At 35.7% G+C, this 26,156-nt stretch carries 23 protein-coding genes; 5 read left to right on the top strand and 18 right to left on the bottom strand.

Translation table 11 applies throughout. The features are described 5' to 3' along the window. Positions 1-59: 59 nt before the first annotated feature. From SD1D_RS01060 to SD1D_RS01020, 9 genes are all read right to left on the bottom strand, one after another. A complete protein-coding gene (locus SD1D_RS01060) occupies positions 60-644 on the bottom strand; it encodes a recombinase zinc beta ribbon domain-containing protein (protein WP_087758711.1) in 585 nt (194 codons plus the stop codon). Between the two features lie 196 nt (positions 645-840). Beyond that, the gene (locus SD1D_RS01055) at positions 841-1,527 is read right to left on the bottom strand and encodes an ATP-binding protein (protein WP_058257208.1); all 687 of its coding nucleotides are present in this window, start codon (positions 1,525-1,527) and stop codon (positions 841-843) included. A gap of 294 nt (positions 1,528-1,821) precedes the next feature. Then, positions 1,822-2,997, bottom strand: coding sequence for an IS21 family transposase (gene istA, locus SD1D_RS01050; RefSeq protein ID WP_242955231.1), 1,176 nt, complete (start codon positions 2,995-2,997; stop codon positions 1,822-1,824). A 390-nt stretch (positions 2,998-3,387) separates the two neighbouring features. Further along, positions 3,388-4,362: an HsdM family class I SAM-dependent methyltransferase gene (locus SD1D_RS01045; RefSeq protein WP_242955230.1), complete on the bottom strand. Its 975-nt coding sequence runs from the start codon at positions 4,360-4,362 to the stop codon at positions 3,388-3,390. After that, positions 4,328-4,537, bottom strand: a complete 210-nt coding sequence (locus SD1D_RS01040) for a helix-turn-helix domain-containing protein (RefSeq protein ID WP_058259153.1) — start codon at positions 4,535-4,537, stop codon at positions 4,328-4,330. The genes SD1D_RS01045 and SD1D_RS01040 overlap by 35 nt, the downstream gene beginning before the upstream one ends. A 456-nt stretch (positions 4,538-4,993) precedes the next feature. After that, positions 4,994-6,292 carry a group II intron reverse transcriptase/maturase gene (gene ltrA, locus SD1D_RS01035; RefSeq protein ID WP_058257207.1) on the bottom strand — a complete coding sequence of 433 codons (1,299 nt, stop codon included), beginning with the start codon at positions 6,290-6,292 and terminating at the stop codon, positions 4,994-4,996. A gap of 478 nt (positions 6,293-6,770) precedes the next feature. Further along, positions 6,771-8,147, bottom strand: coding sequence for a 23S rRNA (uracil(1939)-C(5))-methyltransferase RlmD (gene rlmD / locus SD1D_RS01030; protein ID WP_058257206.1), 1,377 nt, complete (start codon positions 8,145-8,147; stop codon positions 6,771-6,773). A 108-nt stretch (positions 8,148-8,255) separates the two neighbouring features. Beyond that, the gene (locus tag SD1D_RS01025) at positions 8,256-9,209 is read right to left on the bottom strand and encodes a 3'-5' exoribonuclease YhaM family protein (protein ID WP_058257205.1); all 954 of its coding nucleotides are present in this window, start codon (positions 9,207-9,209) and stop codon (positions 8,256-8,258) included. Positions 9,210-9,355: 146 nt separating this feature from the next. After that, entirely contained in the window at positions 9,356-10,720 is a 1,365-nt protein-coding gene (locus SD1D_RS01020; RefSeq protein WP_058257204.1) for a S1C family serine protease, read from the bottom strand. A 272-nt stretch (positions 10,721-10,992) separates the two neighbouring features. Here SD1D_RS01020 and SD1D_RS01015 point away from each other — a divergent pair, with 272 nt between their 5' ends. From SD1D_RS01015 to SD1D_RS01005, 3 genes are read left to right on the top strand one after another with little or no spacing between them, the layout of a single operon-like run. Then, entirely contained in the window at positions 10,993-13,368 is a 2,376-nt protein-coding gene (locus SD1D_RS01015) for an endonuclease MutS2 (protein ID WP_058259152.1), read from the top strand. 24 nt (positions 13,369-13,392) lie between these two features. After that, complete coding sequence (locus tag SD1D_RS01010) at positions 13,393-14,106, top strand: response regulator transcription factor (protein WP_058257203.1); 714 nt, start codon at positions 13,393-13,395, stop codon at positions 14,104-14,106. Between the two features lie 39 nt (positions 14,107-14,145). Then, positions 14,146-15,558 (top strand): sensor histidine kinase, encoded by a 1,413-nt coding sequence (locus tag SD1D_RS01005; protein ID WP_058257202.1) that lies wholly within the window; start codon positions 14,146-14,148, stop codon positions 15,556-15,558. A gap of 13 nt (positions 15,559-15,571) precedes the next feature. Here SD1D_RS01005 and trmL read toward each other — a convergent pair whose 3' ends face one another. The 6 genes from trmL to SD1D_RS00975 all read right to left on the bottom strand — a co-directional run bounded on the left by trmL (position 15,572) and on the right by SD1D_RS00975 (position 20,945). Next, the gene (trmL, locus tag SD1D_RS01000; protein ID WP_173803202.1) at positions 15,572-16,072 is read right to left on the bottom strand and encodes a tRNA (uridine(34)/cytosine(34)/5-carboxymethylaminomethyluridine(34)-2'-O)-methyltransferase TrmL; all 501 of its coding nucleotides are present in this window, start codon (positions 16,070-16,072) and stop codon (positions 15,572-15,574) included. A gap of 67 nt (positions 16,073-16,139) precedes the next feature. Beyond that, complete coding sequence (locus SD1D_RS00995; protein WP_058257201.1) at positions 16,140-16,610, bottom strand: chemotaxis protein CheX; 471 nt, start codon at positions 16,608-16,610, stop codon at positions 16,140-16,142. 58 nt (positions 16,611-16,668) lie between these two features. Next, a complete protein-coding gene (locus SD1D_RS00990; protein ID WP_058257200.1) occupies positions 16,669-17,829 on the bottom strand; it encodes a pyridoxal phosphate-dependent aminotransferase in 1,161 nt (386 codons plus the stop codon). Continuing rightward, a complete protein-coding gene (locus tag SD1D_RS00985; protein ID WP_058257199.1) occupies positions 17,826-18,308 on the bottom strand; it encodes an Lrp/AsnC family transcriptional regulator in 483 nt (160 codons plus the stop codon). The genes SD1D_RS00990 and SD1D_RS00985 overlap by 4 nt, the downstream gene beginning before the upstream one ends. A gap of 76 nt (positions 18,309-18,384) precedes the next feature. Then, the gene (locus SD1D_RS00980) at positions 18,385-19,368 is read right to left on the bottom strand and encodes an AIR synthase family protein (protein WP_058257198.1); all 984 of its coding nucleotides are present in this window, start codon (positions 19,366-19,368) and stop codon (positions 18,385-18,387) included. Between the two features lie 20 nt (positions 19,369-19,388). Further along, a complete protein-coding gene (locus tag SD1D_RS00975) occupies positions 19,389-20,945 on the bottom strand; it encodes a VanW family protein (RefSeq protein ID WP_058257197.1) in 1,557 nt (518 codons plus the stop codon). 315 nt (positions 20,946-21,260) lie between these two features. On the opposite strand from SD1D_RS00975, the gene SD1D_RS00970 reads away from it, so the two are divergent. After that, entirely contained in the window at positions 21,261-21,875 is a 615-nt protein-coding gene (locus SD1D_RS00970; protein WP_157893077.1) for a hypothetical protein, read from the top strand. 40 nt (positions 21,876-21,915) lie between these two features. Here the strand turns inward: SD1D_RS00970 and nth are convergent, their stop codons facing one another. After that, a complete protein-coding gene (nth, locus tag SD1D_RS00965; RefSeq protein ID WP_058257195.1) occupies positions 21,916-22,632 on the bottom strand; it encodes an endonuclease III in 717 nt (238 codons plus the stop codon). A gap of 55 nt (positions 22,633-22,687) precedes the next feature. Next, positions 22,688-24,433, bottom strand: coding sequence for a B12-binding domain-containing radical SAM protein (locus SD1D_RS00960; RefSeq protein ID WP_058257194.1), 1,746 nt, complete (start codon positions 24,431-24,433; stop codon positions 22,688-22,690). Positions 24,434-24,568: 135 nt separating this feature from the next. Between SD1D_RS00960 and SD1D_RS00955 the strand changes: the two genes are divergently transcribed. Further along, entirely contained in the window at positions 24,569-25,459 is an 891-nt protein-coding gene (locus tag SD1D_RS00955) for a DUF2156 domain-containing protein (RefSeq protein ID WP_058257193.1), read from the top strand. 5 nt (positions 25,460-25,464) lie between these two features. Here SD1D_RS00955 and SD1D_RS00950 read toward each other — a convergent pair whose 3' ends face one another. Next, positions 25,465-25,893, bottom strand: a complete 429-nt coding sequence (locus tag SD1D_RS00950; protein ID WP_058257192.1) for a putative ABC transporter permease — start codon at positions 25,891-25,893, stop codon at positions 25,465-25,467. Between the last annotated feature and the right edge of the window lie 263 nt (positions 25,894-26,156).

Here is a 26,156-nt window from a genome sequence, read left to right as displayed (position 1 = left end):
ATCACAAAAATCGTAGTCATAAGTAATATCTAATATTTATTCTTTGTCATAGTTTACAACTATGGATGCACATTAATTTCTAACCCCGACTTAAACTCTACCATTAACCTGTCATCATATACAATCGCTTTTTCAACTAGTTTTCTGACCAGTTTATCATCGAACTCCGTAATATCACCGGTTTGCGTGTTAAGGAAGTCCGTCATTTCAGCAATCCGATCCCGCTTATCTTGGCGAAGAGCGTTTCTTGAAAGTGTTTCTTGCCTTAAGTCCCGTAAGCGGTAAATTTCGTTGACAATATTATCGTATGCTTCCTTTGAATTTGCTTTTTGGATCAACTCGGTTTGGAGTTCTTCCAGCCTTTTATCAATATCTGCTGTACTCTCATCCAAATCCTCGCTTAATACGGTTTCAATATTCTTCTTCAGTATGGCCAAAAAAGAGTTTTTTCCGCTGACCGCTACATTGATGGCCTCTACAATTTTCTCTTTAAGCGTATCTTCAAGTATAGTGGAAGCGGTACAAAACAAACCGGTGTTTTCCAATCTGCTGACGCATCTCCATACGATTGATTTCTTTCCTCGGTTATTCCAATGAACCCTGCGGAATATTTCATGACACTGTTTGAAACCGCGAATTTTCACGCGTTACCCCACGCCCGTTTCCGGGGCAAAAAGTGGTAGAGATTTAGCCCCCCTACCGCATAAACTGCAGATAATCTCAAAAGTTAAGCTAATCTTAGGATTTCGTGAGATTTTTTGCATCTATTTTAAGCCGTTTTTCGGCATTGTTTTCAAACGAGGTATTTGCCCCTATTAAAAAAGAAGTGAGTGTTTTTATTTACTTGTCAGTCAAACGAACAATTTGACAATTGACCGTCATTCTGTCCAATAAAGTCTGGCAAAGATGCTTATCCTCAGCTGCATCTATCCATGCTGACAGTTCACGATTGGTTATAAAAATAATGCTTCTGGTTTCATTAAGAAAGGTAACTGCCCGGTAGAAAACCTGCAGTTCTGCCCTGGTTGGTTCCACATAAAAGACATCATCAATAATAATTAAGTCACATTCCCGTATATAGGAGAAGGTTGCACCTGCTTTTGGGTTTATATCTTTGTTCTCTACAATAGATACAAAAGTATCAATGGATGCATAGTAAGTTTTATGTCCATTACCGATCGCTGTTTCTCCAAGATGAACTGCAAGACTAGTTTTGCCTGTCCCGCATTTACCAAGCAGAATAACGTTTTGTTCTTCATTGAGCCATGTCAAATGGGATAATTGTTTTATCTGCCATTCCAAACCTTTGTTTAAATTCGATAATTCAAATACCTTGTTGGGAAGTTTGCTTGCCCTTCTTAGCTTGATCTGCTTTTGTCTGGCTCGTATCTCTAGTTCTTTTTGTAATATCATTTGAAGATAATCTAGGTTGGACAGTTTCTCATCATTCAAATCAATATATCCCCTGGCAATATTCCATAGATTTAGCTTCTTAGCCAACTCGCGGATTTCAGTTATATCAGCCATCGATTTCCCTCCTTATCTCCTTGCTACGTGTCAGATGGTTGAAATACTGCTGATTTGGTAAGAACTTCTTCGCTATCTGCTCACCATGCTTATACATTATGTAAGCCAAAAGTTCATAGGCATTGCAGCGTTCAGTCTCAATACAGTATCTTATCCCATCAAGCATTTGCTCCATCGAATAAAACTTCGTCATGCGATTTAAGCGAATGCAATGGCTATTAAAATATTTTGGTTGTTCTTGTTCCATCCGCCGTATAAATTCCTGAGCGATTTCATGGTCTGCAAAATATTGTTTTATAAGAGTATAAGAAACCCTGTTTCTGTTATTATTTCCTTCAGGTTTGAATATCTGTCCAGTATCTTATCTTCTGTTACTGGATACTTAGCTAATAATTCATTAGTATCAGTATCATAAAATAGAAGTATTTCACCATCATCCTCAATACGTATACGTTGATGTGCATCCATCACACCGACATCAATCTGATAACGATTCCCTTTATAGCTGACCACTCCATTGGAATCAAAGGATGCTACAGTACTTGATACCTCTGAATATGGTTTAACATGAAAAAGCTGTTTTTGTTCTTCAATAAACATTTCTCGTGGCACTTTTCTAGTCACAGTATGAACTCTCCCGTTGCCTTCTCTATCCAACCATGCAAGAGCTGCACTGTTAAGACTGTCAATTCCGGTATATACCCTCCCCTCCAGAAAACTTTGCTTAACATATCCAATGACCTCTTCTACCTTACCTTTACTCTGAGGATCTCTTGGCCTGCATAATGAAACACTGTAGCCGATACGCTTTACATATTCTTCAAAGGCCGGTACAAATATAATATTACCTAGATTTTCGCTAACCACATAGACCCGATCAAGATCATATAGAATTGTCTGTGGTCTTCCTCCAAAATATTGAAATGCATAGTTATGAGCTTTTATGGCTGTTTCGGTCGTGAAGGGATCCGGTGAAAAGCAAACAAATTTCATTCTGCTATAACTCAAAACCATACAAAAGAAATATACCCTTACAATTCTTCCATACATATCTTTAAGTTTATATTGACCAAAATCAGCCTGCGCTTCATATCCTGGTGGCGAGACTTCACGTGGTGAGATTTTCCGCTTACTGGTATGCTGATACCCGTGCTGTTCCCTTAGAGCTTTCATATAGCGATAGAAAGTAGCTCGTTTAACTTGTAAATCAGGAAAATCTTCCATTAATTTGAGATAGATATTCGTATCCCGGATTTGCGGGCATATTTTCAATTGCTCTAATATGTACTGTCGATAATTATCCATATGATACTTTTCCTGCTCAGCTTCCCTGGCATAATCCTCTTTGCTCATATTCCAGTATTTACTGACAGAAGTATAGGTGAGCCCCAGCGCTTTAGCAGTCTTGGTCTGGGCAAGTCCGAGTTCTTTGTATTCTTGGATTTTTTGGTATTGCTCGATACCGATCATGTGTTTTCCTCCTTTAGTTTGTTATTAAAGCTAGAATACATGTACCAACGCAAGCATAGGCATCACCTCCTTGCCTAGGGTTTATAAACCTAATTTATCAAATATAAAAAACACCCATTAGGGTGTTTATAATTACATTGATAACTATAGACAACATAGATATTATAACTTCAGCATTAATGTATAGCTACTGACAGCAATTACACGTTTCAAGTTTATCTAAAAACACATCCTTAAATGTATAGCTCTAATAGTTACTTTTTTCTATCACTTTTTCAATATTCCAGCCTAAGTCCTTCAATTCTTGGCATTGTTTCTCAGTAACTAGGTTCTTAGGAATTGCAAGACATAATAATCCTTTTGCCCTTGTCATTGCAACATATTGACATTTTAATCTTGTCCTATTCCTAGCATTATCTCTTCCATTTTTCCCAATAATCCATGGTAAAATTGATTAGCCACTGACATTAAACAGTCTACATGTCCTGTCTGAATAAGCTGTTTTCTGATTTCTCGATCCTTATTGCCACTATCCGTAGCAGAAGCAGCCATAACAAAACCAGCGCGTCCAGTATCATTTAAATACGCATAGAAATATGAAATCCAAAGATAATTGGCATTAGAGACTTCCTTTTTTTGATTTACTCCCGGCAACCCAAAAGGTAAGCGTCCTGCATTCTGAGTAGATTCTGCTTTTACTTTATCTACATTAAATGGAGGATTAGCCATTACATAATCGCAGCGCCCTTCCAGATTATGAGCATCATGATAGAAGCTGTTAGCCTCATCACCAGATTTGATTTTTGCATTTAATCCGTGTACAGCCATATTCATGATACATAACTTCGCATTAAACTCTACTTTTTCTTGTCCATAAAATGTCATGGCAGAATTAGCATTGATTCCTTCAGAATTGACAAAGTCGCTGGAGGAAACAAACATTCCACCACTGCCACAGGCAGGATCTAACACTATCCCTTGAGTTGGCTCAATTATATTCACAATCATCTTTACTAGAGATTTAGGTGTAAAGAAAACTCCATCATCCGATGCGATAGCTGAAGCAAACTTATTTAAGAAATACTCATAAATGCGACCTAGGATATCATCGTTGATTTCGTTCAATGCACTATTGTTAAAAATACGCAACAATTCTTTCAACAAATCATTTCTGAAAGAAGTATATGTTTTGGGTAGTATTCCTTTCAATTGAGTACTCTCTGCCTCAATTAACTCCATAGCCTCATTGACTGCCTTCCCACAATCAGCATCGTCTGGCAAATTGAGCAGATAATCATATCGTGCCTTCTCAGGTAAACAATAATAAATACTAATTCCGTTTGGTATCCATTTCCATGATATCACAGACGTCACATTCCAACGCTATACAGATTTTTTGTATTATTTCTGTACTAACATTTTCGTTTTTACCAAGCTTTGTGATCGTAGCAGAACTAATGCCTGCAAGTTTCTGTAAGTCTTTCTTTTTCATATCTCTATCAATAAGAAGCTTCCAAAGTTTTTTATAACTAATTGCCATCATAATCACCTCTATGTATGTATAATTACATAATATCATTAGCATCATCATATTGCAAACATTTTCTTTACGTTCGCATGATTTTTGATTTGTATTCAATAATTCTTACTCCAAATCCTTCTAAATTCTATGCTATAATCTCAGGTGTATAGAATGTTACATCCATCCTGTCTCCTCAACCCTACTAATTTATCTATTCTGTCCACTCACCCCTACCTAATTTCAGACTCATTTTTACCACAAAAAAACACCCTCGATTATTTCCATGAACACATATCGAGGGTATAAGTCGAGTTGACAGATTTACTTTTATTTTGTAAAACCAAGTATTTTCAATACTTTCCAGACTTTATTCCTTAGATAGAGTAGAACAGTGGGGTTACCACCGTCCCCTCATCAAACCGTACGTGCGGTTTTCCCGCATACGGCTTTCCGATATTCTTCTTCCTTCAGCTTTCAGCCACACATACTTGCTAGTCCTGCCTGTTTAGTCAATTCTCTGACCTTTGCTGCATTTCCTAGCCTATAATTGCGTTGTTTCTTCCGATTGTACCACCGAGTAAACTTGAAATTGATATACTTATCTATCTTCCATAACCATGGTCTGGTAAATCTTCTGGTATAATAGTTTCTCATGCCAATGATTTTAGGATTGAGTAGCTTCACCATCTCTTCCATACTTAACAGTAGCTTGCTTGGACTGGCAAACACCTCTTTTATGTTAGCCCTCATTTTCTTCATAGCCTTCTTAGACGGTATCTGTTGTAGCGTCCAATACCACTGCCAGTTTTTATTTCTAAAACGCTGAAATCTATTATTGAAGCCAAGAAAATCAAAACTGTCCTTTCCGAAATACATATCAACTAGCCTTGTCTTCTCACTATGTAGTGTTAGTTCCAGCTTTCCCATTATCCACTTCACAGCGCGAAAGGCTTCTTCTGCATGAGATAACCTCTTGCACAATATCACAAAATCATCTGCATAACGCACTAATTCACCCAGATGTCCAAAGGCTTTATTCCAATACACATCAAAATAATTCAGATATATATTGGACAATAGTGGAGAAATAACTCCTCCCTGTGGTGCTCCCAGTGTGCTCTCACTATACCTACCGTTTTCCAATACCCCCGCTTTTAACCAGCCTTTTATCAGCTTTAACACTCTACGGTCAGTTATTCTTTGTTTGACTAGCAAAAGTAGCTTATCATGATTGATGCTACCAAAATAATCTTTTATGTCAGCATCTATTACCCATAGTGCACCACCTTTGTCAGAAACTTCAAATATCCTGTCCATTGCTTGTTTGGCACTTCTTTTCGGTCTAAATCCATACGAACAGGGTTGAAAATCTGCTTCAAACACAGGCTCTATCACTATCTTTGCTGCCATCTGTACTATTCTGTCCTTAATCGTAGGTATCCCCAATGCTCTTTTTCTACCATCCGGTTTTGGAATATAACTTCGTCTGACAGGCTTACACCGGTACTTCCCAGTCCTCAATTCTTCCGCTATTTCGCCCAGCAGTTTTTCTTCGCCGTACGTTTTCACATCATCAATGCTGACTTTATCAATACCGCCTGTTCCACCATTCTGTTTTACCCGTTTCCATGCTTCTTCTAAGATATCGTTACGGTATATCTTGTCATACAACGCATAGAACTTTCTCTTTCGGTCAGCCTTGGCTGTAAGGTATAGTCTGTTTTGAAGGTTTCGTACTTTTTCATGGGTGTTAATAGCTTTATTGGCAATCACCGGCACCTACCTCCTTTACAGACTTGAATAAAGTTGTGCCCCTTCCCTATGTACAGTTTTGTTGTCTGTACAATCCTTGGTACTATGAGCACTTCTGACTGCCTCTTTGCAGGATTGCAACTTCGCTTTCACTTATATGCTTCCTCTTTACAGTTTCCTGTGCAAAGTAGGCTCTCTCCAGTTCCGGCAAATACTTTCCTGACGTGTCGCTACCTCTACACCGCAGGGTTCTTAGGTATTGCATTTAGGGTTCTTCATACCGTCTGCTGTCTTCGCTGTTGATGTCTCAGCTCGACTCCCTGTTGTTCCCTTTCGGGAATGTCAATAACGGTGCGGCAGTATTCACTTCATGTTACGACCCGCCAGTTTGTCTGCTCTTTTCAGAACATTCCGTAACGCTTCAACGCACAAATTACTTCATACGCTGGTTACTGACTAAGTGGCTGCCCTACCTTTACCACTACAGGACTTTCACCTGTTAGCATTTGCCAGCTTCGCTGGACGCACACATCAACACCACCGTCTCCACATGAACACTATGTCCAAACTGATCCACCGGTCTAACCTTTTTAAGTTCATAGCCACCTTCATGTAGGTACTTTAAGTCCCTGGCTAAAGTAGCAGGATCACAGGAGACATAGACAACTTTTTTCGGGGCTATAGATATAATCGTATCAAGTAATTTCTGATCACAGCCTTTTCTTGGGGGATCCACAACAATTACATCTGCACTTATATTTTCCTCCTTATGTTTTTTAGGAAGAATTTCTTCTGCTGCCCCCACATAGAATTCTGCATTATCGATACCGTTAATCCTAGCATTTACCTTAGCATCCTCTATAGCTTGAGGAATAATCTCAACTCCATAAACCTTCTTGGCTTTTTCCGCCAAGAACAGTGAAATGGTACCTATACCACAGTACAAATCCCAGACCACTTCATCTCCTTGTAGGTCGGCATACTCTAAAGCTAGATTATATAACTTCTCAGTCTGAATAGGATTTACTTGAAAGAAAGATAGGGGTGATATTCTATATTTAACCTTACCTATATAATCTTCTATATAGGTTTCCCCCCATACCTTTATAACCTTTTCACCAAGTATAACATTTGTATTTGAAGTATTAATATTTAGACATATACTCTTCATTCCGGGAATTTTGCGCAAACCTTCTACCAGCTTATTTTTATGGGGGATGTCCTTGCCGTTTATTACTAAGCATACCATTACCTCTCCAGTCTTATATCCCATCCGGGTAAGAATATGGCGCAAAAGTCCGGTATGTTTTACTTCATCATAGGGCTCTATATTATATTTTTCAGTAAAGGACCGCATAAACTTTATAATTTTTATGTTAACATCAGCGCCGATATAGCAATGGTCTGTATCAATTATGGAATGGGTCCTGCTGGCATAAAATCCTATAACTACTTTTCCTTCTTTATTTTTTCCAACCGGAAATTGGCTCTTATTACGATAGTAATAGGGATAGTCCATGCCAACTATCGGTTCCATGGTAATCTTATCAAAGCCACCTATCTTTGTAAGACAATTTCTTACCTTATCCTCTTTGTATTCAAGTTGCTTTTCATAATCCAGATGCATAATCTGGCAGCCACCACATTTTCCTGCAATGGGACAAATTGGGCTTACACGAAAGGCAGATGGTTCTATTATCTCCATTAGCCTGGCATAACCATATGATTTACCTGCCTTCATAACCTTAACTAAAACCTTATCACCGACAGCTGTGTTTTTTATAAACAAGGTATATCCTTGGTACTTTCCTATCCCTTCACCGTTTGCTCCAATATCTTCTATAGTAACAATTAACTGATCATTTTTCTTTACCATATTTACTACTGCCTTCTATTAAAATTTATAAATCCTTTAGAATGATATCTTTAAGTAATATACTGTTATTACTATTTAACTATAAATAAATTCTAATGGCCTAATACTTTACTCTATACCTTTTGTACTTCTCATAATATTTGATTCAAACATTCTCTGATAACCCATCCACTCTACCTTGTCATCACAAGAGTTTAGCAGTTCAGTCATAGTTTGCAGCTTAGCATCTGTATTGTCAGCAAAATGCAAGGCCATAGCTTCAATGGTTGCCGGCTTCTTAGGTGAACCGTATTCTAACTCTCCGTGATGAGCCAAGATACAGTGAATTAATTCACTGGCAAGCTTGTTAGGGAAATTTTTTATTTCTTTTATTCTTTCTTGAACTTTATTTGAACCAATAAAAATATGTCCTAGAAGCTGGCCTTCATCTGTATAATCATTTCTGGGAAATGCAGACAGTTCATCCATCTTACCAATATCATGAAGCAGTGCAGCTGATATTAATAAGTCCCTATTTATTATTTGATAATTTTGCGCATAAAAATTACACATATTAACAACGCTTAAGGTATGTTCTAATAAGCCTCCCATAAAGCTATGATGTACGCTTTTAGCTGCAGAGTGCTCCTTAAACTTTTTAATAAAATCTTTATCATTTATAAAAAAGCTTTCAATAAGGGATCTTAGATTAGACTCCTTAATTGAGAAAATGTAATCCTTAATCTGTTTATACATTTCCTCAACATCTTTATTGGTCTTTGGGAAATAGTCCTCCGGATAATACTCCCCTTCTCTGCTTTTATATATTTTACTGATATTTAACTGTAGTGCATCTTGGAAGCTAGTAACCCTCGCATCTATATGTACGAAATCCATTGCTTCATATTGCCCTATTTCACAGTTAAAATCCCATATCTTACCGTCAATTGTTCCTGTTTTATCTTGTAAAATCAAAGATACATATTCTTTCCCGCTCTTTCCTCTTAGAACCTGTTTGGATTTACACAGATAAATTTCATTCTTTATTATGTCCCCTTCTCTTAAATCGCGGATATACTTCATTTCTTACCTTGACCTTTCTATTTTACTGCAATTAAATTTTCATTCATATTATACCCTACCGTCAAAGATATATAAAGGTAATTCTAATAAAAAAGACTGGCTCCGCTTTTTTATATATGTCGGATACAGTCCTTTTATATGTTTTTTTATTGTTTCTTTTCAGCTATTACAACTTTAAGTTCTATTTCTTTATCAGTATTACTCCTTTTTACCTTAAATACTACCTCTGTTCCCGGTTCATATTCATTTATAACTCTATAGAAGTTGTTCATATTAGATATAAACCCATCTCCCACTCCCAATATAATGTCTCCACTCCTGATTCCTGCATTAAAAGCCGGGGAATCTGTCTTCACTTCATAAACATAAATTCCACTTTTAACATTATGCTCTAACATAACAGATTCAGGTAGATTCTCCGCAACTATACCACAGTAAATTCTGGATTTTTGATTTACCATTCTTTCAATATATGGCTTTACTCTGGTGATACCCAGTACTGTACTAAGTTCTTTATTAATATTTTGCTTTAAGGTTCTAGTTATCAGTCCTATTACTTCACCTTTAAAATTTACTATTACTCCATCACTATCTTTAGTAAATGTCATATTTGTATTAAATAAATCCAATTCATTGTCAGTAATGCTTATGGTACTTCCTTTGCTGGTTATAATTCCTATATCCATTGAAGATATATAACCATTAGGATTTCCTAAGGCAATAATGGGACTGCCCACTGTAAGAGCATATGATTCACCTAAATTTGCAACTTTTATATCCCCTAATAATCTTGCTGGTATATCAGCTGCATTGACTGCTAAAATAGCCAGATTTAACTCACTTTCATAATCATGTAAAACTGCTTCAACAGATGTGCTTTCACTAATTTCTACCTTAATACTGTTAGCTTCCTTAACCCTATCTAGGCTAACTAAAAGCAGTAAGCTAGTACCGTTATTTTTTACTACGATTCCTGAAGTATTTACCTTTTTCTCAATTGGATTGTCAAACCAATCCTTATCTTCTACAATACAGGATACGGTTAAGATAGACCTTGCAGCTTCATTGGAAAGCTCTTTTATTTCACTAAGAATGGTCACATAATCTTCAATATCTGCATCTATTGATTTATATATAACTTGACTTTGATTATCATCCGGATCTGCTACTGGTCCATCGGGATCTTCTGTATCATTTTCTGATGAATTTTTATTCCCATCATGGTCCTTATTATCTACCTTATTATCATTTGAAGAATTCTTATCATCCTTTTTATCAGGAATAGGAGAAGATGGTATCGTAAAAGGATTCTCTTTATCTCCATGCATCCGTTTATACAGCCGTGGTTCAGCAAAACAGAATGTTAGGGCAGCTACAAGCCCAAAAACCACCGCCATTAAAATGGTCATAACAAAGGGTATTAACCATTTTTTAAATTTCTTATGCCTCTTTGGTAATATCTGTTCTTTAATAAATTCAAATTCCTCATGGTCTTTATTTGTTTCTGACATAAATCTTCTCCTTATTGAAGCTAAATTAGTCTACTAGAGAATAAACAAATTTAATAAAAAAACCTATAAGGTGGTACATTAGCCCTATTTTATCATTGACTTATGAACATAATATGAATAGTTTGTAAACAAAGCACTTTGACTATATAATAGCATAATAATTAACTATTTTACCTGTTTTATTTTCCCACAAACTAAGGTAAAATAGAAGCATAATGTATCTTTATATAGTTTTTTATTTTAGAAATAGACATGGAAAGGCATGAATGACCATGAATGAGAAAGCATTACGTACTCTTGAATATAATAAAATAATCCAACAACTTAGGGACCTAGCAAGCTCCAGCCGGGGCAAGGAACTATGCACTAATCTACTTCCTAAGGATAATTTAGGGGATATTACACGACTTCAAAAGGAAACTTCTGACGCATTATCCCGCTTAATCCGCAGAGGAAGCATATCCTTCTCTGGTATCCATGACATCCGTCCCTCCCTTATGCGCCTTAAGGTAGGCTCCGCTCTAAATGCAGTGGAACTTCTTCGTATAAGTTCAGACCTTGATGCCACATTACGTATAAAAGCATACGGTGGTTATAGCGGTAAAGATGGGGAGGAGGAGACAGAGGATTCCTTAACCGAATATTTTGCAGGTCTAGAACCTCTTACTCCATTTAATAATGAAATTAAAAGATGTATTATTTCAGAGGAGGAAATAGCCGATGATGCTTCTTCTACCTTAAAAAATATCAGAAGATCCATCCGTCTAACCCATGAAAAAATTCAAAGCCAGCTTTCCTCCATATTAAATTCTTCTAGAAATCTCCTTCAAGAGAGTATAGTTACTATGCGTAACGGCAGGTATTGTCTGCCGGTTCGTGCTGAATTTAAAAACCAGTTCCAAGGTATGATTCACGACCAATCCTCATCCGGTTCTACTCTCTTTATTGAGCCTATGGCTATTGTACGGCTTAATAACGATTTAAGAGAGCTTGGTATAGCGGAACAAGAGGAAATCGAACGAATTCTTGCTACTCTTTCAGAGATGGCCGCTCAGTATATAGATGAGCTGGAATATAATTATAATACCTTAACCGAACTGGACTTTATCTTCGCCAGAGCTAATCTCTCTAGGCAGATGAAGGGAACCGAGCCTATATTTAATGAAGATGGTATAATAAATCTAAAGAAGGCCAGACATCCCTTAATCGATCCTAAGCATGTTGTACCAATTGATGTCAGAATCGGACAGGATTTTTCTATGCTAATTATAACCGGTCCTAATACCGGGGGCAAGACTGTAACCTTAAAAACTGTGGGACTTCTTACTCTTATGGGACAGGCCGGCCTTCATATTCCTGCTTTTGACAACTCAATGCTTGCTATTTTTAAAGAAGTTTATGCAGATATAGGAGATGAACAAAGTATTGAGCAGAGCCTAAGTACATTCTCCTCCCATATGACTAATATAGTTTCTATCTTACAAAATGCCAATGAGGATTCCTTGGTGCTGTTTGATGAGCTGGGGGCAGGTACAGATCCTACTGAAGGAGCCGCTCTTGCTATGTCAATTCTAACATATCTTCATAATAGAAATATACGCACTTTAGCAACTACCCATTATAGCGAGTTAAAAGTATATGCACTGTCTACAGAAGGTGTGATGAATGCCTCCTGTGAGTTTAATGTAGAAACCTTAAGACCTACTTATCGTCTTTTAATAGGTATACCGGGAAAAAGCAATGCCTTTGCAATATCTAAAAAGCTGGGTTTACCTGATTATATCATTGAGGATGCGAAGTTACGTATCGGAAAACAGGACAGAACTTTTGAGGATCTTATTAGTGATCTTGAAGCCAGCAGAATAACTATCGAGAAAGAACAAGAAGAAATCTCTAAGTACAAGGCAGAAATAGAAAAGCTCAAAAAGAATCTGGACAGAAAAAACGAGAGTCTAGAGGCAAACAGAGAACGTATTATTCGGGAGGCAAAAGAAGAAGCCGCTAAAATCCTTCAGGAGGCTAAGGATTTTGCCGACGAAAGCATCCGCAAATACAACCGCTGGCTGCAAGAAGGAGGAGAAATAAAAGAAATGGAATCTGCAAGAAGTCAGATTCGAGATCGCATAAACAAAGATGTATCTCTTCCTAAAATTAAGAAAAAGCCCAGCAAAAAAATTTCACCGGAAAATATTAAAGTTGGGGATAGCGTATTTGTAGTCCCTCTTGGTTTAAAAGGAACCGTAAGTACCCTTCCCAATAGTAAAGGGGATTTATTCGTTCAGATGGGTATTTTACGTTCACAGGTAAATATTAAGGATTTAGAACCGGCCGAGGCAGAAGATAAAAAACCTGAAATTAGCAACCGTACTCAAAGCGGAAAAATTAGAATGTCAAAATCAGCCTCTATAAAACCGGAGATTAATCTAATCGGTAAAACCGTAGATGAAGCCATCTTCGAATTGGAAAAATACCTAGACGACGCGTATCTGGCACATTTACCCCAGGTGACAGTTATTCATGGCCGGGGAACAGGTGCCTTAAGAAATGCAGTCCATACTTATCTAAAAAAATCAAAGTATGTCAAAGACTTTAGAATTGGGGGCTACAATGAAGGAAATACCGGTGCTACCATTGTAGAGTTTAAATAATCTATTAATCAGGAGGTAGTTAGTTTGTTGAAACAAAAAATTTTAATAGTAGATGATGATGTAAATATTGCTGAGTTAATTTCTCTATACCTGACAAAGGAATGTTTTGATACAAAAATTGTCCATGACGGAGAGGCTGCCATTGAGGAATTTAACAGCTATCAGCCGAATCTGATCCTTTTAGACCTTATGCTTCCTGGTATTGATGGATATGAAGTGTGTAGGGAGATAAGAAAGACTTCCAAAATTCCTATTATAATGCTTTCAGCAAAAGGAGAAGTCTTTGATAAAGTACTTGGCTTAGAACTGGGAGCAGATGATTATATTATCAAACCTTTTGATTCCAAGGAATTGGTAGCCAGAGTAAGGGCAGTATTAAGAAGATTTAATCCAAATGTTGAAGAAAAGGCTGATGATACCCCAAAGGGTAAATTTGTACAGTACCCAGATCTTATTATTAATCTCAGTAATTATTCTGTACAATATTATGGCAAGAATATTGAGATGCCACCAAAAGAACTTGAACTTTTTTATTTCCTAGCTTCCAATCCTAATCAGGTGTTTACCAGAGAACAGCTCCTTGACCATATTTGGGGCTATGAATATTATGGGGATACCAGAACAGTGGATGTACACATCAAAAGGTTAAGGGAAAAAATAAAAGATCACAGCAATTGGAGCCTAGCCACAGTATGGGGCATAGGTTATAAGTTCGAAGTAAAGAACACTAAAAAATAAGCATAATAATAAGATTTTAGAATTAGGCAGGTGCATACCATGAAAAAGACTCTATGGTTAAGATTGATTCTATGCTATCTAATTTCAGTTGTTATGGTCTTCATACTTGTAAATACATATGGTATGACCTTGTTGAAAAATAAGCTTAAAAAAGATCAAATCAATCTCCTTTATAAAGAAGCTTCCTTAATCGCTAATGCATATCGAGGTAATATTTTTGTGGAAAATAATTTAGATGACGACCTTGCTTCCCAATTCAAATCAATAGACACCTACTTAAATATCCGTGTCTGGATTGTGAATCGGGAAGGAAGGATTATTGCTGATTCTTCTAATGTTAATAACCCCTTAGATATAAATCTTAACGATTTAGACCCACAGTTTTTAAACAAAACTCTTTCGGAAAATACTATGTTTAAAAACATCTTCCGTGAGCCTATGTTAAGTGTAATTTATAGAGTGGATTATAATTTTAGACTACGGGGCTATATTGTACTTCATTCCCCTATGAGCGAGATACAAGATAGGGCTAATATGTATCTTGATGTTATTAATATATGTTTCCTTATTTTTTTCCCATTACTGTTTTTAATTTTTATTTATATTTATTATATAACTGCAAGGCCCCTAAAAAAATTGATGAAAGCAGCTATGGAATATAGCTCAGGAAATTATACTTACAAACTTAATATTAAAGGACCTAATGAGTATAGGGATTTAGGGGCTGCCATATCATATATGGCAGAGGAAATTAGTATGCTAGATGATTACCAGAAAAAGTTCGTAGCAAACATCTCCCATGATTTTAGATCTCCCCTAACTTCTATAAAGGGCTATGCAGAAGCTATATTAGACGGTACTATTCCTACAGATATGCAAGATAGGTACTTAAATATAATTTTATTTGAGACAGAGAGGCTAAATAAGCTGACATCCAGTTTATTAGAATTAAATAGATTTGAAAGTCGCAGTGCTCTTCTTGATATTGTATCATTTGATATTAACCTGGTAATAAAGAAAACAGCAGAAAGCTTTGAAGGAGCTTGTAGGAGTAAAAAAATCACTTTAAACCTTGTATTCTCCTCAACCGAAACTTATGTGGATGCCGATATGAGCAAGATACAACAGGTCTTATATAACCTTATAGACAATGCCATAAAATTCAGCCACAATAATTCAAAAATTAAAGTTTCCACTGAAGAAAAGGGGGAAAAGGTATTTGTATCGGTTAAGGACTACGGTATCGGCATACCTAAAGATTCAATAAAAAAGATATGGGATCGTTTCTACAAAACCGATGCCTCCAGAGGTAAGGATAAAAAAGGCACCGGTCTAGGTCTTTCTATTACAAAAGAAATAATACAAGCTCACAATGAGAATATTAATGTAGTCAGCACTGAGGGGGTAGGAACAGAATTTATCTTCTCCCTGCCAAAAACAGCAGGATATTAATTTATAAAAAGTTCTACAACTGATCATCCCAGTTGTGATAATGTAGATTACCTTCCATCTGCATAGTTTCAAAATTATTCTGTCTTAGGGCCTCATATAGGATAATTGCAACGGAATTACCAAGGTTAAGGCTCCTAATATCTCCTACCATTGGTATACGGATGCAATTTTCCTTATTGGCCAGAAGAAGCTCTTCCGGTATTCCAGAACTTTCTTTCCCAAACATAATAAAACAGTCTTTATCATACTTTACCTGAGTATATGACCTAACTGCCTTGGTTGTAGCCATATATATTTTGGGATAATTATTTTTCTCTAAAAAATCATCAAAATCATCATAAACCCTAAGGTCTAGTTTGTGCCAATAATCTAGTCCTGCCCTTTTTAGCTGTTTTTCATTTAAGCTAAATCCTAAGGGTTCTATTAAATGTAGCTTTGTATTGGTAGCCACACAAGTTCTACCGATATTACCGGTGTTTGCAGGAATCTCCGGTTCTAATAGTACAATATTCATAATAAAACGGTCATATTCCATGAAAGCCATTCACGAAGTATGACCGTATCACTCCCTTCTTCTGTTTTTACAAACCTTTTATGGCTATATTAACTTCTATCCTTTTGTCACCGTCATATATAAATGGAATACAGATATTTTTTGAATAGGAATGTGAAAATGACATAGTACCTTTTCCTATTGTAGGTGGGGTTATGTCCATATCTATTCCCTGAGTCGAGAAAATTGTGGCTGCATTACCGAGAATCATATTTCCCAACTCGCTAATTGCACTTACTGCAAAATCGTCCATCTCTGTTACCGGCATCATAATCATTTTAGATGCTATATCGCAAGCTGTATTATGCTCAAAAGCAATTATAACTTGACCCTTTATTTTACCTGTAAATCCAATTATTATTAAAAGTGTATTGTCAAGAAAGACTGCTTCTTTAATAGAAGGCTTGTCCATCTTAGGTTCTATAAAGCACATTTCCTTTAAAATTTTTGAAGTTGCTAACAAAAAAGGATTAATATGATCCACATTAAGAGCAGCCATTCTAGTTACCTCCTGAGTCAAATATATTCTGTCATAAAATTTTAATTATGTATAATAATCATTTGTGTTTTTTTACAAAGCGCTCTATTCTTTCCAAAGCAACTTTTAAATTATCTATGGAATAGGCGTAAGATATCCGTAGGAATCCCTCGCCACAGGCTCCAAATGCAGTTCCGGGAACAACTGCCACCTTTTCCTCCTGTAACAGCCTGGTGGCAAAGTCATCTGATGACATATTAAGGCCCTTGATTGATGGAAACACATAAAATGCTCCAAGAGGTTCAAAGCAAGAAAGACCCATATTGCGAATGGCATGCACAAGATACTTTCTGCGTTTGTCATATGCATCCCTCATCATCTCTACATCAGAATCTCCGTTTCTTAATGCCTCAACCGCCGCATACTGGCTGGTAGTAGGAGCGCACATAATGGCAAACTGATGTATTTTTGTCATCTGTTCAATAATTAAAGCAGGCCCCGCTGCATATCCTAACCTCCATCCGGTCATGGCATAGGATTTCGAAAATCCATTAATAACTATAGTACGATCTCTCATACCCGGAAAGCTTGCAATAGATACATGCCTCTTTCCATAAGTAAGTTCTGAATAAATCTCATCGGAAATTACATATAAGTCCTTTTCTATAATAATATCAACTATATCCTTCAAATCATCATAGTCCATGATTGCTCCTGTAGGATTGTTGGGAAAAGGAAGAATTAAGATCTTAGTTTTATCTGTTATTGCAGATAGCAGATCTTGTTTAGTTAATTTAAAATTGTTTTCTTCCTTAAGTTCTATTACCACAGGCACTGCCCCTGCCAAGAGGGCACAAGGATGATATGAAACATAAGATGGCTGAGGAACCAATACCTCATCCCCAGGATCAACCATGGCACGAAGTGCCAAATCAATTGCTTCACTACCACCTACGGTAACTAAAACCTCATTGCTATAGTTATATTGAAGATCACATCTCCTATATAAATAATTACAGATTTCAATTTTTAACTCTTTAAGACCGGAATTTGATGTATAAAAGGTCCTACCCTTTTCTAAGGAATATATACCTTCCTCCCTAATATGCCAAGGAGTATCAAAATCCGGTTCACCTACTCCTAAGGATATGGCATCCTTCATCTCGCTAACAATATCAAAAAATTTCCTAATACCCGAAGGCTGAATATTAACTACATTTCGTGATAATGGGTTTCTCAAGGGCTAATCAACATCCTTTCATCCTGCTTGGGCTCTACCAAGGGCAGACCATGTTCTTTATACTTTTTCAATACAAAATGGGTTGCCGTGCTTAAAATTGCATCCATGGGTGCAAGCTTTGCCGCCACAAAATTTGCAACTTCTCTCATGGTCTTACCTTCAATTATTACAGTAAGGTCAAATCCACCGGACATTAGATAAACTGACTGAACTTCATCAAACTTATAGATTCTTTCAGCTATTTTATCAAATCCCAATCCCCTTTGAGGGGTAACTTTCACTTCTATTAAGGCTGTAACTCTTTCACATTGAACCTTATCCCAGTTAATTAAGGTTGGATATCCACATATAATATGTTCTTCTTCCAACTGTTTTAAAATAGATGTTACTTCTTCTTCAGTAGACCCCAACATGATTGCCAGATCTTTCGCAGTCAATTTACTATTCTTGTCAATTGCTGTTAGTATCTTTTCTCTCATCCTAAATCCCTCTCTTTTCTACCTGATCCTTTTAAGAAGTACTATGCAAGCAGGTTTTATTGGATATGTTTCTAGTTTATATCACTTTATATAACTCATCTGACTGAGAAGGCTCTAGAAATCGCAGTTCATCATTGTTTTTAACAAGCCTGTCATTACCTTCCTTTATCCGGCCTATCACTGCCGCTTCTATACCTTCCTCTCTCAGACTCTCCACTAAAAAATTTGCTTTATCGGTTACCATCAGTAAACAACCGCCGGATATGAGCATATAGGGATTCAGATCAAAATATTCGCATATTTCTACTGTCTCTTGTTTTAACAGAATTTTTTGTAAATCCACTTCAAGCCCAACCTTAAAAGCCGCACCCAATTCCCATAATGCTCCGAATATTCCGCCTTCTGTTACGTTATGCATAGATGTTACACCGACTTGATTTGCTATTTTTACTTCAGGAAGAACTGATATATAATCAAGCATACTTTTTGCCCCGTTAATAAAGGCGGCAGAATATCTGCTTAGTAATTCCTCTTCCTTTGCCTTTGCCAATATAGCAGTGCCCTCTAGGCCTACCCACTTAGTCATGACAATTTCTTGACCCGGTATAGCTGCCAAACCTTTTTCTATATCTGATTTTTTTAATCTTCCTACACCGGTAACCGTTAATACCGGTTTGATTACAACTTTTGTTACTTCTGCTTCTACCCCAAAAACCTCTATATTAAGCTCTTTACAAACCATATCTACATCATGAATCAATACTTTTAAGCTGGATTCTTCAGTATCTTCCGGCAGCAATATGGAAAGTGTTATACCTATAGGCTCAGCTCCACTAGAGGCAATATTATTGACTGTTTTATGGACGGCAAGAATTCCCGTATTATTCATTATATCTTTAAGAGGATTTGTGGATACAGCCAGCAAATCCTCTCCATTAAGGTCTATTATACTGCAGTTTTTTCCTATGGCAGGTCCTAGCAGTACTTCATCTCTTCTGTGTTTAATCTGATTTAGTACAGATCTTTTAAGTATTGTCTCATGTATTTTGCCTATTTTCATAGGTACCTCCAAATATAGGCTTATTCATCTTCAAAGCCTTCCTCATCCCATTCCGGATTCCAATTGATATTCTCCTCAAACTGAGTCTGGGTATTTTCAATATTATCTTGTGTTTTTTCTTCCTCTTTCTGTGAATCATCTTTCTTATCAGGTTTTTTATCCTTATCTTCCTTGGAAGTATCTTTATTCTTGTCAGTTTTATCTTTAGGAGGAGCTACCTCTACTTTCTTGGTACCAATTGTTATATAACGAGGTGCAGGAGAATAATAGCTTTTATTAATAAGAATTCTGTCTACTTCTACTCCATTTTCATAAACAACCTTATAAAGTTCAGTCCTATAACCTGTATGGGCAGACTGGGTTACCTTTTTGTATGTTTCAGGCTTTGTGGGATCTTTTTCGATAACATCTGCAGGAGGTGCAGTTTTTGATAATACCTTAGTCTCAAATTTTATTTTTCTATTGGTCGTATCCCTGGTTTCACATCCCCAGATATTAAATGTTATTTTTCGTCCCTTTGTATATGCTTCGATTAAGATAGGTACATCCGTATTGTTTTTAAATTTTAAATCTTTATAAGTACCGGCTATTGCCGCATCCCTTGATAAGTCCACATAGCTTATGGTCATGGAATGGGCATGACGCTCAACAATTTCTAGTTCTGCTTCAAGGACCGCATTATATAATGTAGTGGTTACCTGGCAGGCCCCTCCACCGATACTGTCAATAACCTTACCTGCAGAATATGCTCCGGCTGAAAAATAACCGTTTTCTTCAGTAAAAGGTGCCAAATGCTCATATCCGCTAAAAATATCTCCCGGATAAAGTACCGTATTATTAATTAACTTTGCCCCATTAGCAAGATTAGCTGCCCGACCTTCTGCAGAATTAGCATATTCAGTGGTAAAGCTGCCTAAAATTGTATTACACTTTTCAACAATATCCCTTGTATAGATTGGATCAACATTTTGAATATAAGCTTCAATAGTAATATCATTTCTATCCCAAGAATTTTTTATTTTATCAAGTATATTTAAGACAGTGGGCTCCACATTAACCTGTTTTCCGGGAACATGATTTGTATAAATTAATTTGCCCTCATTTCTATATACAGACGCATTTACAGGTTCTACATTATACTCTGAGACCTTAACTGATACAAATTCTCTGACTTTATTCTCATCTAAGCTATATTCAAGAGGATACTTTATTCCGCCATGGGCTATATCTTTCATCTCTTTATATCTTTTAATGAGATTACCACTGGTACCAATCTTTAGTGCCTCTTCAATAACACCATTAATTTTATATGAATATCCAAGTTCATCTAAAGTGGTGGTAACTCTGCTATTATCAACCATAACAGTTAATTGTTTCTTTTTTAGTTCATTAAAATACTTATCTATTGCTTCTTCCGCTTCTTTAGCAGTCATTCCGCTAACATCTACTTCATCTATGAAAACACCCTTAGTAATGGTAGGATCTTCGGCTGCATAAACATTTGATGTTTTTCCGGTAAATAACATGAATACAGATAAAGCTATCACTGTATAGAAAAACATAAACTTTTTACCCATTTTCACCCTCCTTTTATAATACTTAGATAACATAAATTACAAAATGCTCTTTAGTATTTTAAAGTTATCACTTATTGTAGCATAAAAGTTAAAAGTTTCAATAAAAACTTCGTTCATTGACATTTGTAAATTGATTATGTATATTAGTTAAATATACTTAGTATTGTAGGCAATGTCATTGTAAGAATAAGAACAATAATAATAATTGTTGATATGATTTTTTTTGTCTTTTTACTATGCCAATTAATCATTTTTTCACCTTCTTTTTTATGTTATTATCTTATATAGTTTTATCGGAAAGGTTGTGCAAAACCTGTGGAACCATTTGTGTCCTTAAGTATAGTTATTATATTTGTCCTATGGTTAAATTATGAAATATTTAAAAGCAATAGGCTGTCAAAAAAAAGTCGGCAAGAATTCTTAAAAAAAGAGTCTCAGGCTAATCAAACAAGAAAAGTCGATATATCCCACTTGAACTATATCCAGATTCCATATGATAAGCTCCCCATGAAAGATCATGATGATGCAACAATTAATTCCTATCGTGATATTATTCTTTCACAATCCGATAAAAAAATACTTAACCTAAGCGGTCTTTCAAACACAGAGCTGAAATTAAAATATGGAGCTGCAAATATTAATTTGCTGGCTGAATATGATAATAATTTTACTGTTTTAGTATCCATTCTTCAAAAATGGGGCGAACGCCTTTATCAACAAGGCTACTATAAAGAAGCCCTTGCCGTACTAGAAACTGCCATAGACTGCAAAACCGATGTACGAAAAACTTATGAGCTTTTGGCTAGGATATATCTAGAGCAAGGTAGTCCTGATAAAATTAATGAGCTTATAAAGCTTATTCCCACAACAGGTGTCCGCAATCAAGATGAGCTAATATCCAAACTATTGACTTTAAAAAATCTTGATTAAACAACACTACTTAAGTTAGAAGTGTTGTTATTATTTTATGTTATTTCACCCCTTCAATCAAGGGGTTTTTCCTTTGTTTTTCTTGTTTACTTAAGGTTTCTTTATACTTTTTTCCATATGTACAAAACTCCTTAAGAAAACACTGCTCACATTTGGGATTTCTGGCTGAACATATACTTCTCCCATGGGTTATAATTTGTATATTATACGGTATCCACTGCTTGGTGGGCAATTTTTTCATTAAATCAAATTCAATTTTTACCGGGTCTTCTTCTTTGGTAAGCCCCAGACGCTTGGATACCCTCTTTACATGGGTATCTACTACAATACTGGGTTCATTATAAATATTACCCCGTATCACATTGGCTGTTTTTCTGCCTACCCCTGCCAGGCTCACTAAATCTTCTATATCTTTCGGTACAATTCCATCATATACCTTAATTAGCCTCTGTGCACAGGCAATAATATTTTTTGCTTTATTTTTATAAAATCCCGTGGAATGAATATCTTTTTCCAGTTCCTTTTGATTAGCATTGGCAAAATCCTCAAGTCTAGGGTATTTTTTAAAAAGAGTCTCAGTAACCTGATTAACCCGGTCATCTGTACACTGGGCACTAAGTATGGTGGCAATTAACAGCTGCCAAGGGGTTTCATGGTGTAAAAAGCATCTATTCTCTGTTCCATATACCCTGTTCAGTTCAGAAATTATATTTTCTATTCTTTCTTTTTCCTTTTTTGAAATCCTTACTCCTGACATATAACCACCTCATTTATATAGTGCAAATTCTTGCACCAATCTTGTCACATTGTTATTATTCATCTAACAGTATCTTTATCTTTGCCGAATTGTTTAAAGGATCCCTGCTGCCATAATCAAATAGAATTATATGGTTCTTCTTTATGGCTTTGCCGGTTCTTGCACAGCTTATTACATCGTAATTAAATTTTTCTAGATGTGTTCTTGCTCTGCTAGCCTTTTGCTCATCGCATATTTTTCGATATTTATGATATTCAATAGGAGGGCCAAAGTAATCAGGCCTGTTCTTTAATCCTTCCCTCAAACATAAATCAAATAAAATAATTTCTTTAAACACTTCCCACTCTAATGAAGATTTCTCTTTATTACTAGCTATTAGATCTTTGAAAAAATCTAAAAGTATCTCATAGCGCCTCATTCTAGAATGAGCCAGGGTGTATAGACCTTTCTTATGATAATAGTGATAAAGGGATTGATAAAGCTTCATTGGAGAATCAAAAAAGTGTTCTAGATACTCCATAGAGTATGCAAATTGACCACTATTGTAATATACCTCCACCATATCACATATACCCTTTAATTCTAATATTTCATCATAAGATAGATGATTTGTATATAGGACTTCATAAGGAGCTTCATCGTTATATACAATTCCATATTCTTTACAATCCTTTTCTATAATAGAGCCTTTTAATACTTTTAAAAAGCCTAACTGAAGCTGGTCAGGTTTTAGCCCATATACATCATTAAAGGACTTTTCAAAAGAGGCAAAGTCCTCTAAAGGTAAACCTGCAATTAAATCAAGATGCTGATGAATATTATGGGCCTTCTTTATCCGTTTTACATTTTCAGATAAAGTCTTAAAGTCTACGGTTCTTTTTATGGCCTTCATAGTATCAGGATTTGTAGTCTGCACTCCTATTTCCAGCTGAATTAGCCCCGGTCTTAAGCTTTCTAAAAGCTTCAACTCCTCCTGGCTTAACAAATCAGCTGTAATCTCAAAATGAAAGTTTGTTATACCATTATCATTTTCCTTAATAAAACGCCAGATTTCCATGGCATGACTTTTATTACAGTTAAATGTTCTGTCTACAAATTTAACTTGTGGTACCATATTATCTAGAAATATTTTTAATTCTTTTTTTACCAGGTCTAAATTACGAAGTCTAACCCCACGATTAGCCGAGGATAAACAATAGCTACATGAATATGGACATCCTCTGCTGCTTTCATAATAGATAATTTTATTTTTATGACTTTCCATATTCTCATAGGCAAAAGGTAGTTTATCTAATGCCATTGATTTACGAGGTGAAGTAATAGTTATTCCATTACTTAGACTTTCATTTAAAAGCTGTAATTTTGCACTATCCTTATATGCTATTCCGTCGATAGAATCAAGACTTCTACCTTCATTAAGATAATACTGGGTTAACTCATAGAAGGTCTCTTCTCCCTCACCTATTACTATACCATCCAATTCCTGATACTTTAATAGGTATTCCTTGGGATAATAAGACACCTCAGGTCCCCCAAACCATATTTTTACTTGGGGTTGTATCTTCCTTAAACTTTTTATAACCCTAAGTATTAAACCTATATTCCATATATAACAAGAAAAAGCTACAACATCAGCCTGCTCTAGGTATATACCCCTTAGTATATCATCTTTAGAATGATTTATGGAAAACTGGGCAATATTAATATGGTCACCATATATTTCTGAATAAGCCTTTAAGCTATGGACCGCAAGATTTGTATGAATATATTTGGCATCTACTGCTACTAATAAAATTTTCATTTCTTATCTTCCTTTTGTATTTGTTGTAATTAATTTAAGATTATTTATATTATATCCAAGTCAAGATAATGGACATATACAAATCTATATGTTATAGTAAATTTTATCATATTATCACTACTTATGGAGGATTTTATGCTTTCTTTTAAGCCCATTAATGCAGATAACATTTTAGAAACATCAAAATTTTTTAAATATAAAATCAGCCGTACCTCTGACTATACCATTGGAGCCATGTATATGTGGAGGGATTTTTATAATACACAGTATACCATATATGACGATATGATACTGTACAAAGTTAAATTTTTAGACAGAACTTCTTTTACTTTTCCCGTAGGAAGCGGCTCCTTAGATAAGGTTATGACTGCCTTAAAATCATATTGTAGAAAACAGGATATTCCCCTATGGTTTTGTACCGTTCCCGAAGAGGCTATCCCCATATTAGTAAATCAATATAATGGAACTATTCCTGACGAGCCTAGCAGGGATTGGGCAGATTATCTGTATCTGGCTGAGGACTTGTCCAATATGGCTGGAAGGCGATATAGTGGCCAAAGAAACCATATAAATAGATTTAAGAAATTATATCCAAATTATAGTTATGAGAAAATAACTGAGGATAATATGGATAGGGTTATTAAATTTTTACAGGATTATCAAGTGGATTTTAATAAAGGCTCTAATCTTGCCAAAGAAGAACTTAAAAGATCCATGGAGCTTCTGCCTTATTTAAATAAATTTAATCTCATCGGAGGTTTTATTCAAGTAGATGAAACAATAGTTGCCATGGCTGTGGGAGAAGTTATAAATGACACCCTATACTGCCATATAGAAAAGGCCAAGCGCCAATACCATGGCTCCTATCAAATGATAGTAAAAGAATTTTCTAAAAACGCCATAACAGAGCAGGTAAAATATATTAATAGAGAAGAGGATGTTGGAGACATGGGACTTAGGACTTCCAAACTATCCTATCATCCCCACAAGCTCCTTGATAAATACTGCGTCTTGCTTCCCACTTAAGAGGTCTAGAACAATTTATATCGGGGCTTTTCTTCTCCCAATAGGTAATATCTTAGATAATCATCCAAAAGAATTGCCAGGGGAGATAAAAAGAACCAGATAATTGAAAAAAGGATGCAAGTCTGTCCCATTATATTATAAGGCTGATTTGAGTAATCCCAAACATTAAGACCCATCCATATATTTACTACAAGGCCAAAGATAAATTCAACCACAGTTATAATTACTGAGGAAATAACCATTTGGCTTAAAAAAGCAATATCCCAAGAAAAAATTTCATTTATTAATCCTATTAAAATAAAGCATATTCCCCCTGCTGCCAGCATGGATATATGTGAGTATCCCCTGAACATAATTTCAATACCCCCATAAGCAAATCCACCAATAAGAAACAACAAGGTGTATTTTAGAGTTTTATTATAACGTAAAAGCATAACACCTTCTCACTTCCTTATTATTTATTTGATTTTCTTACCCTGAAATATAAAAACATACTTTATTTGTTTTTATATTTCATAAAATCATAAATTAAATATGCCTATATATTTAATTTGGTCACATATTTAATATGTGCATATATTCTAAGAATATCTTCAATTTTCCCACATGCCAATAAGTACATAGGTCGAACTTTCCTATAAAAAAAGGACAGTTCGCACTGTCCTTTTTTCGGAGAAGGTATTTTGTTACTTATGGG

This window comes from Herbinix luporum (genome assembly GCF_900070325.1).
Taxonomy (GTDB): Bacteria; Bacillota; Clostridia; order Lachnospirales; family Lachnospiraceae; genus Mobilitalea; species Mobilitalea luporum.
Note: the sequence above shows the minus strand (reverse complement) of the source record. Positions and strands in the feature narration are given on the sequence as shown.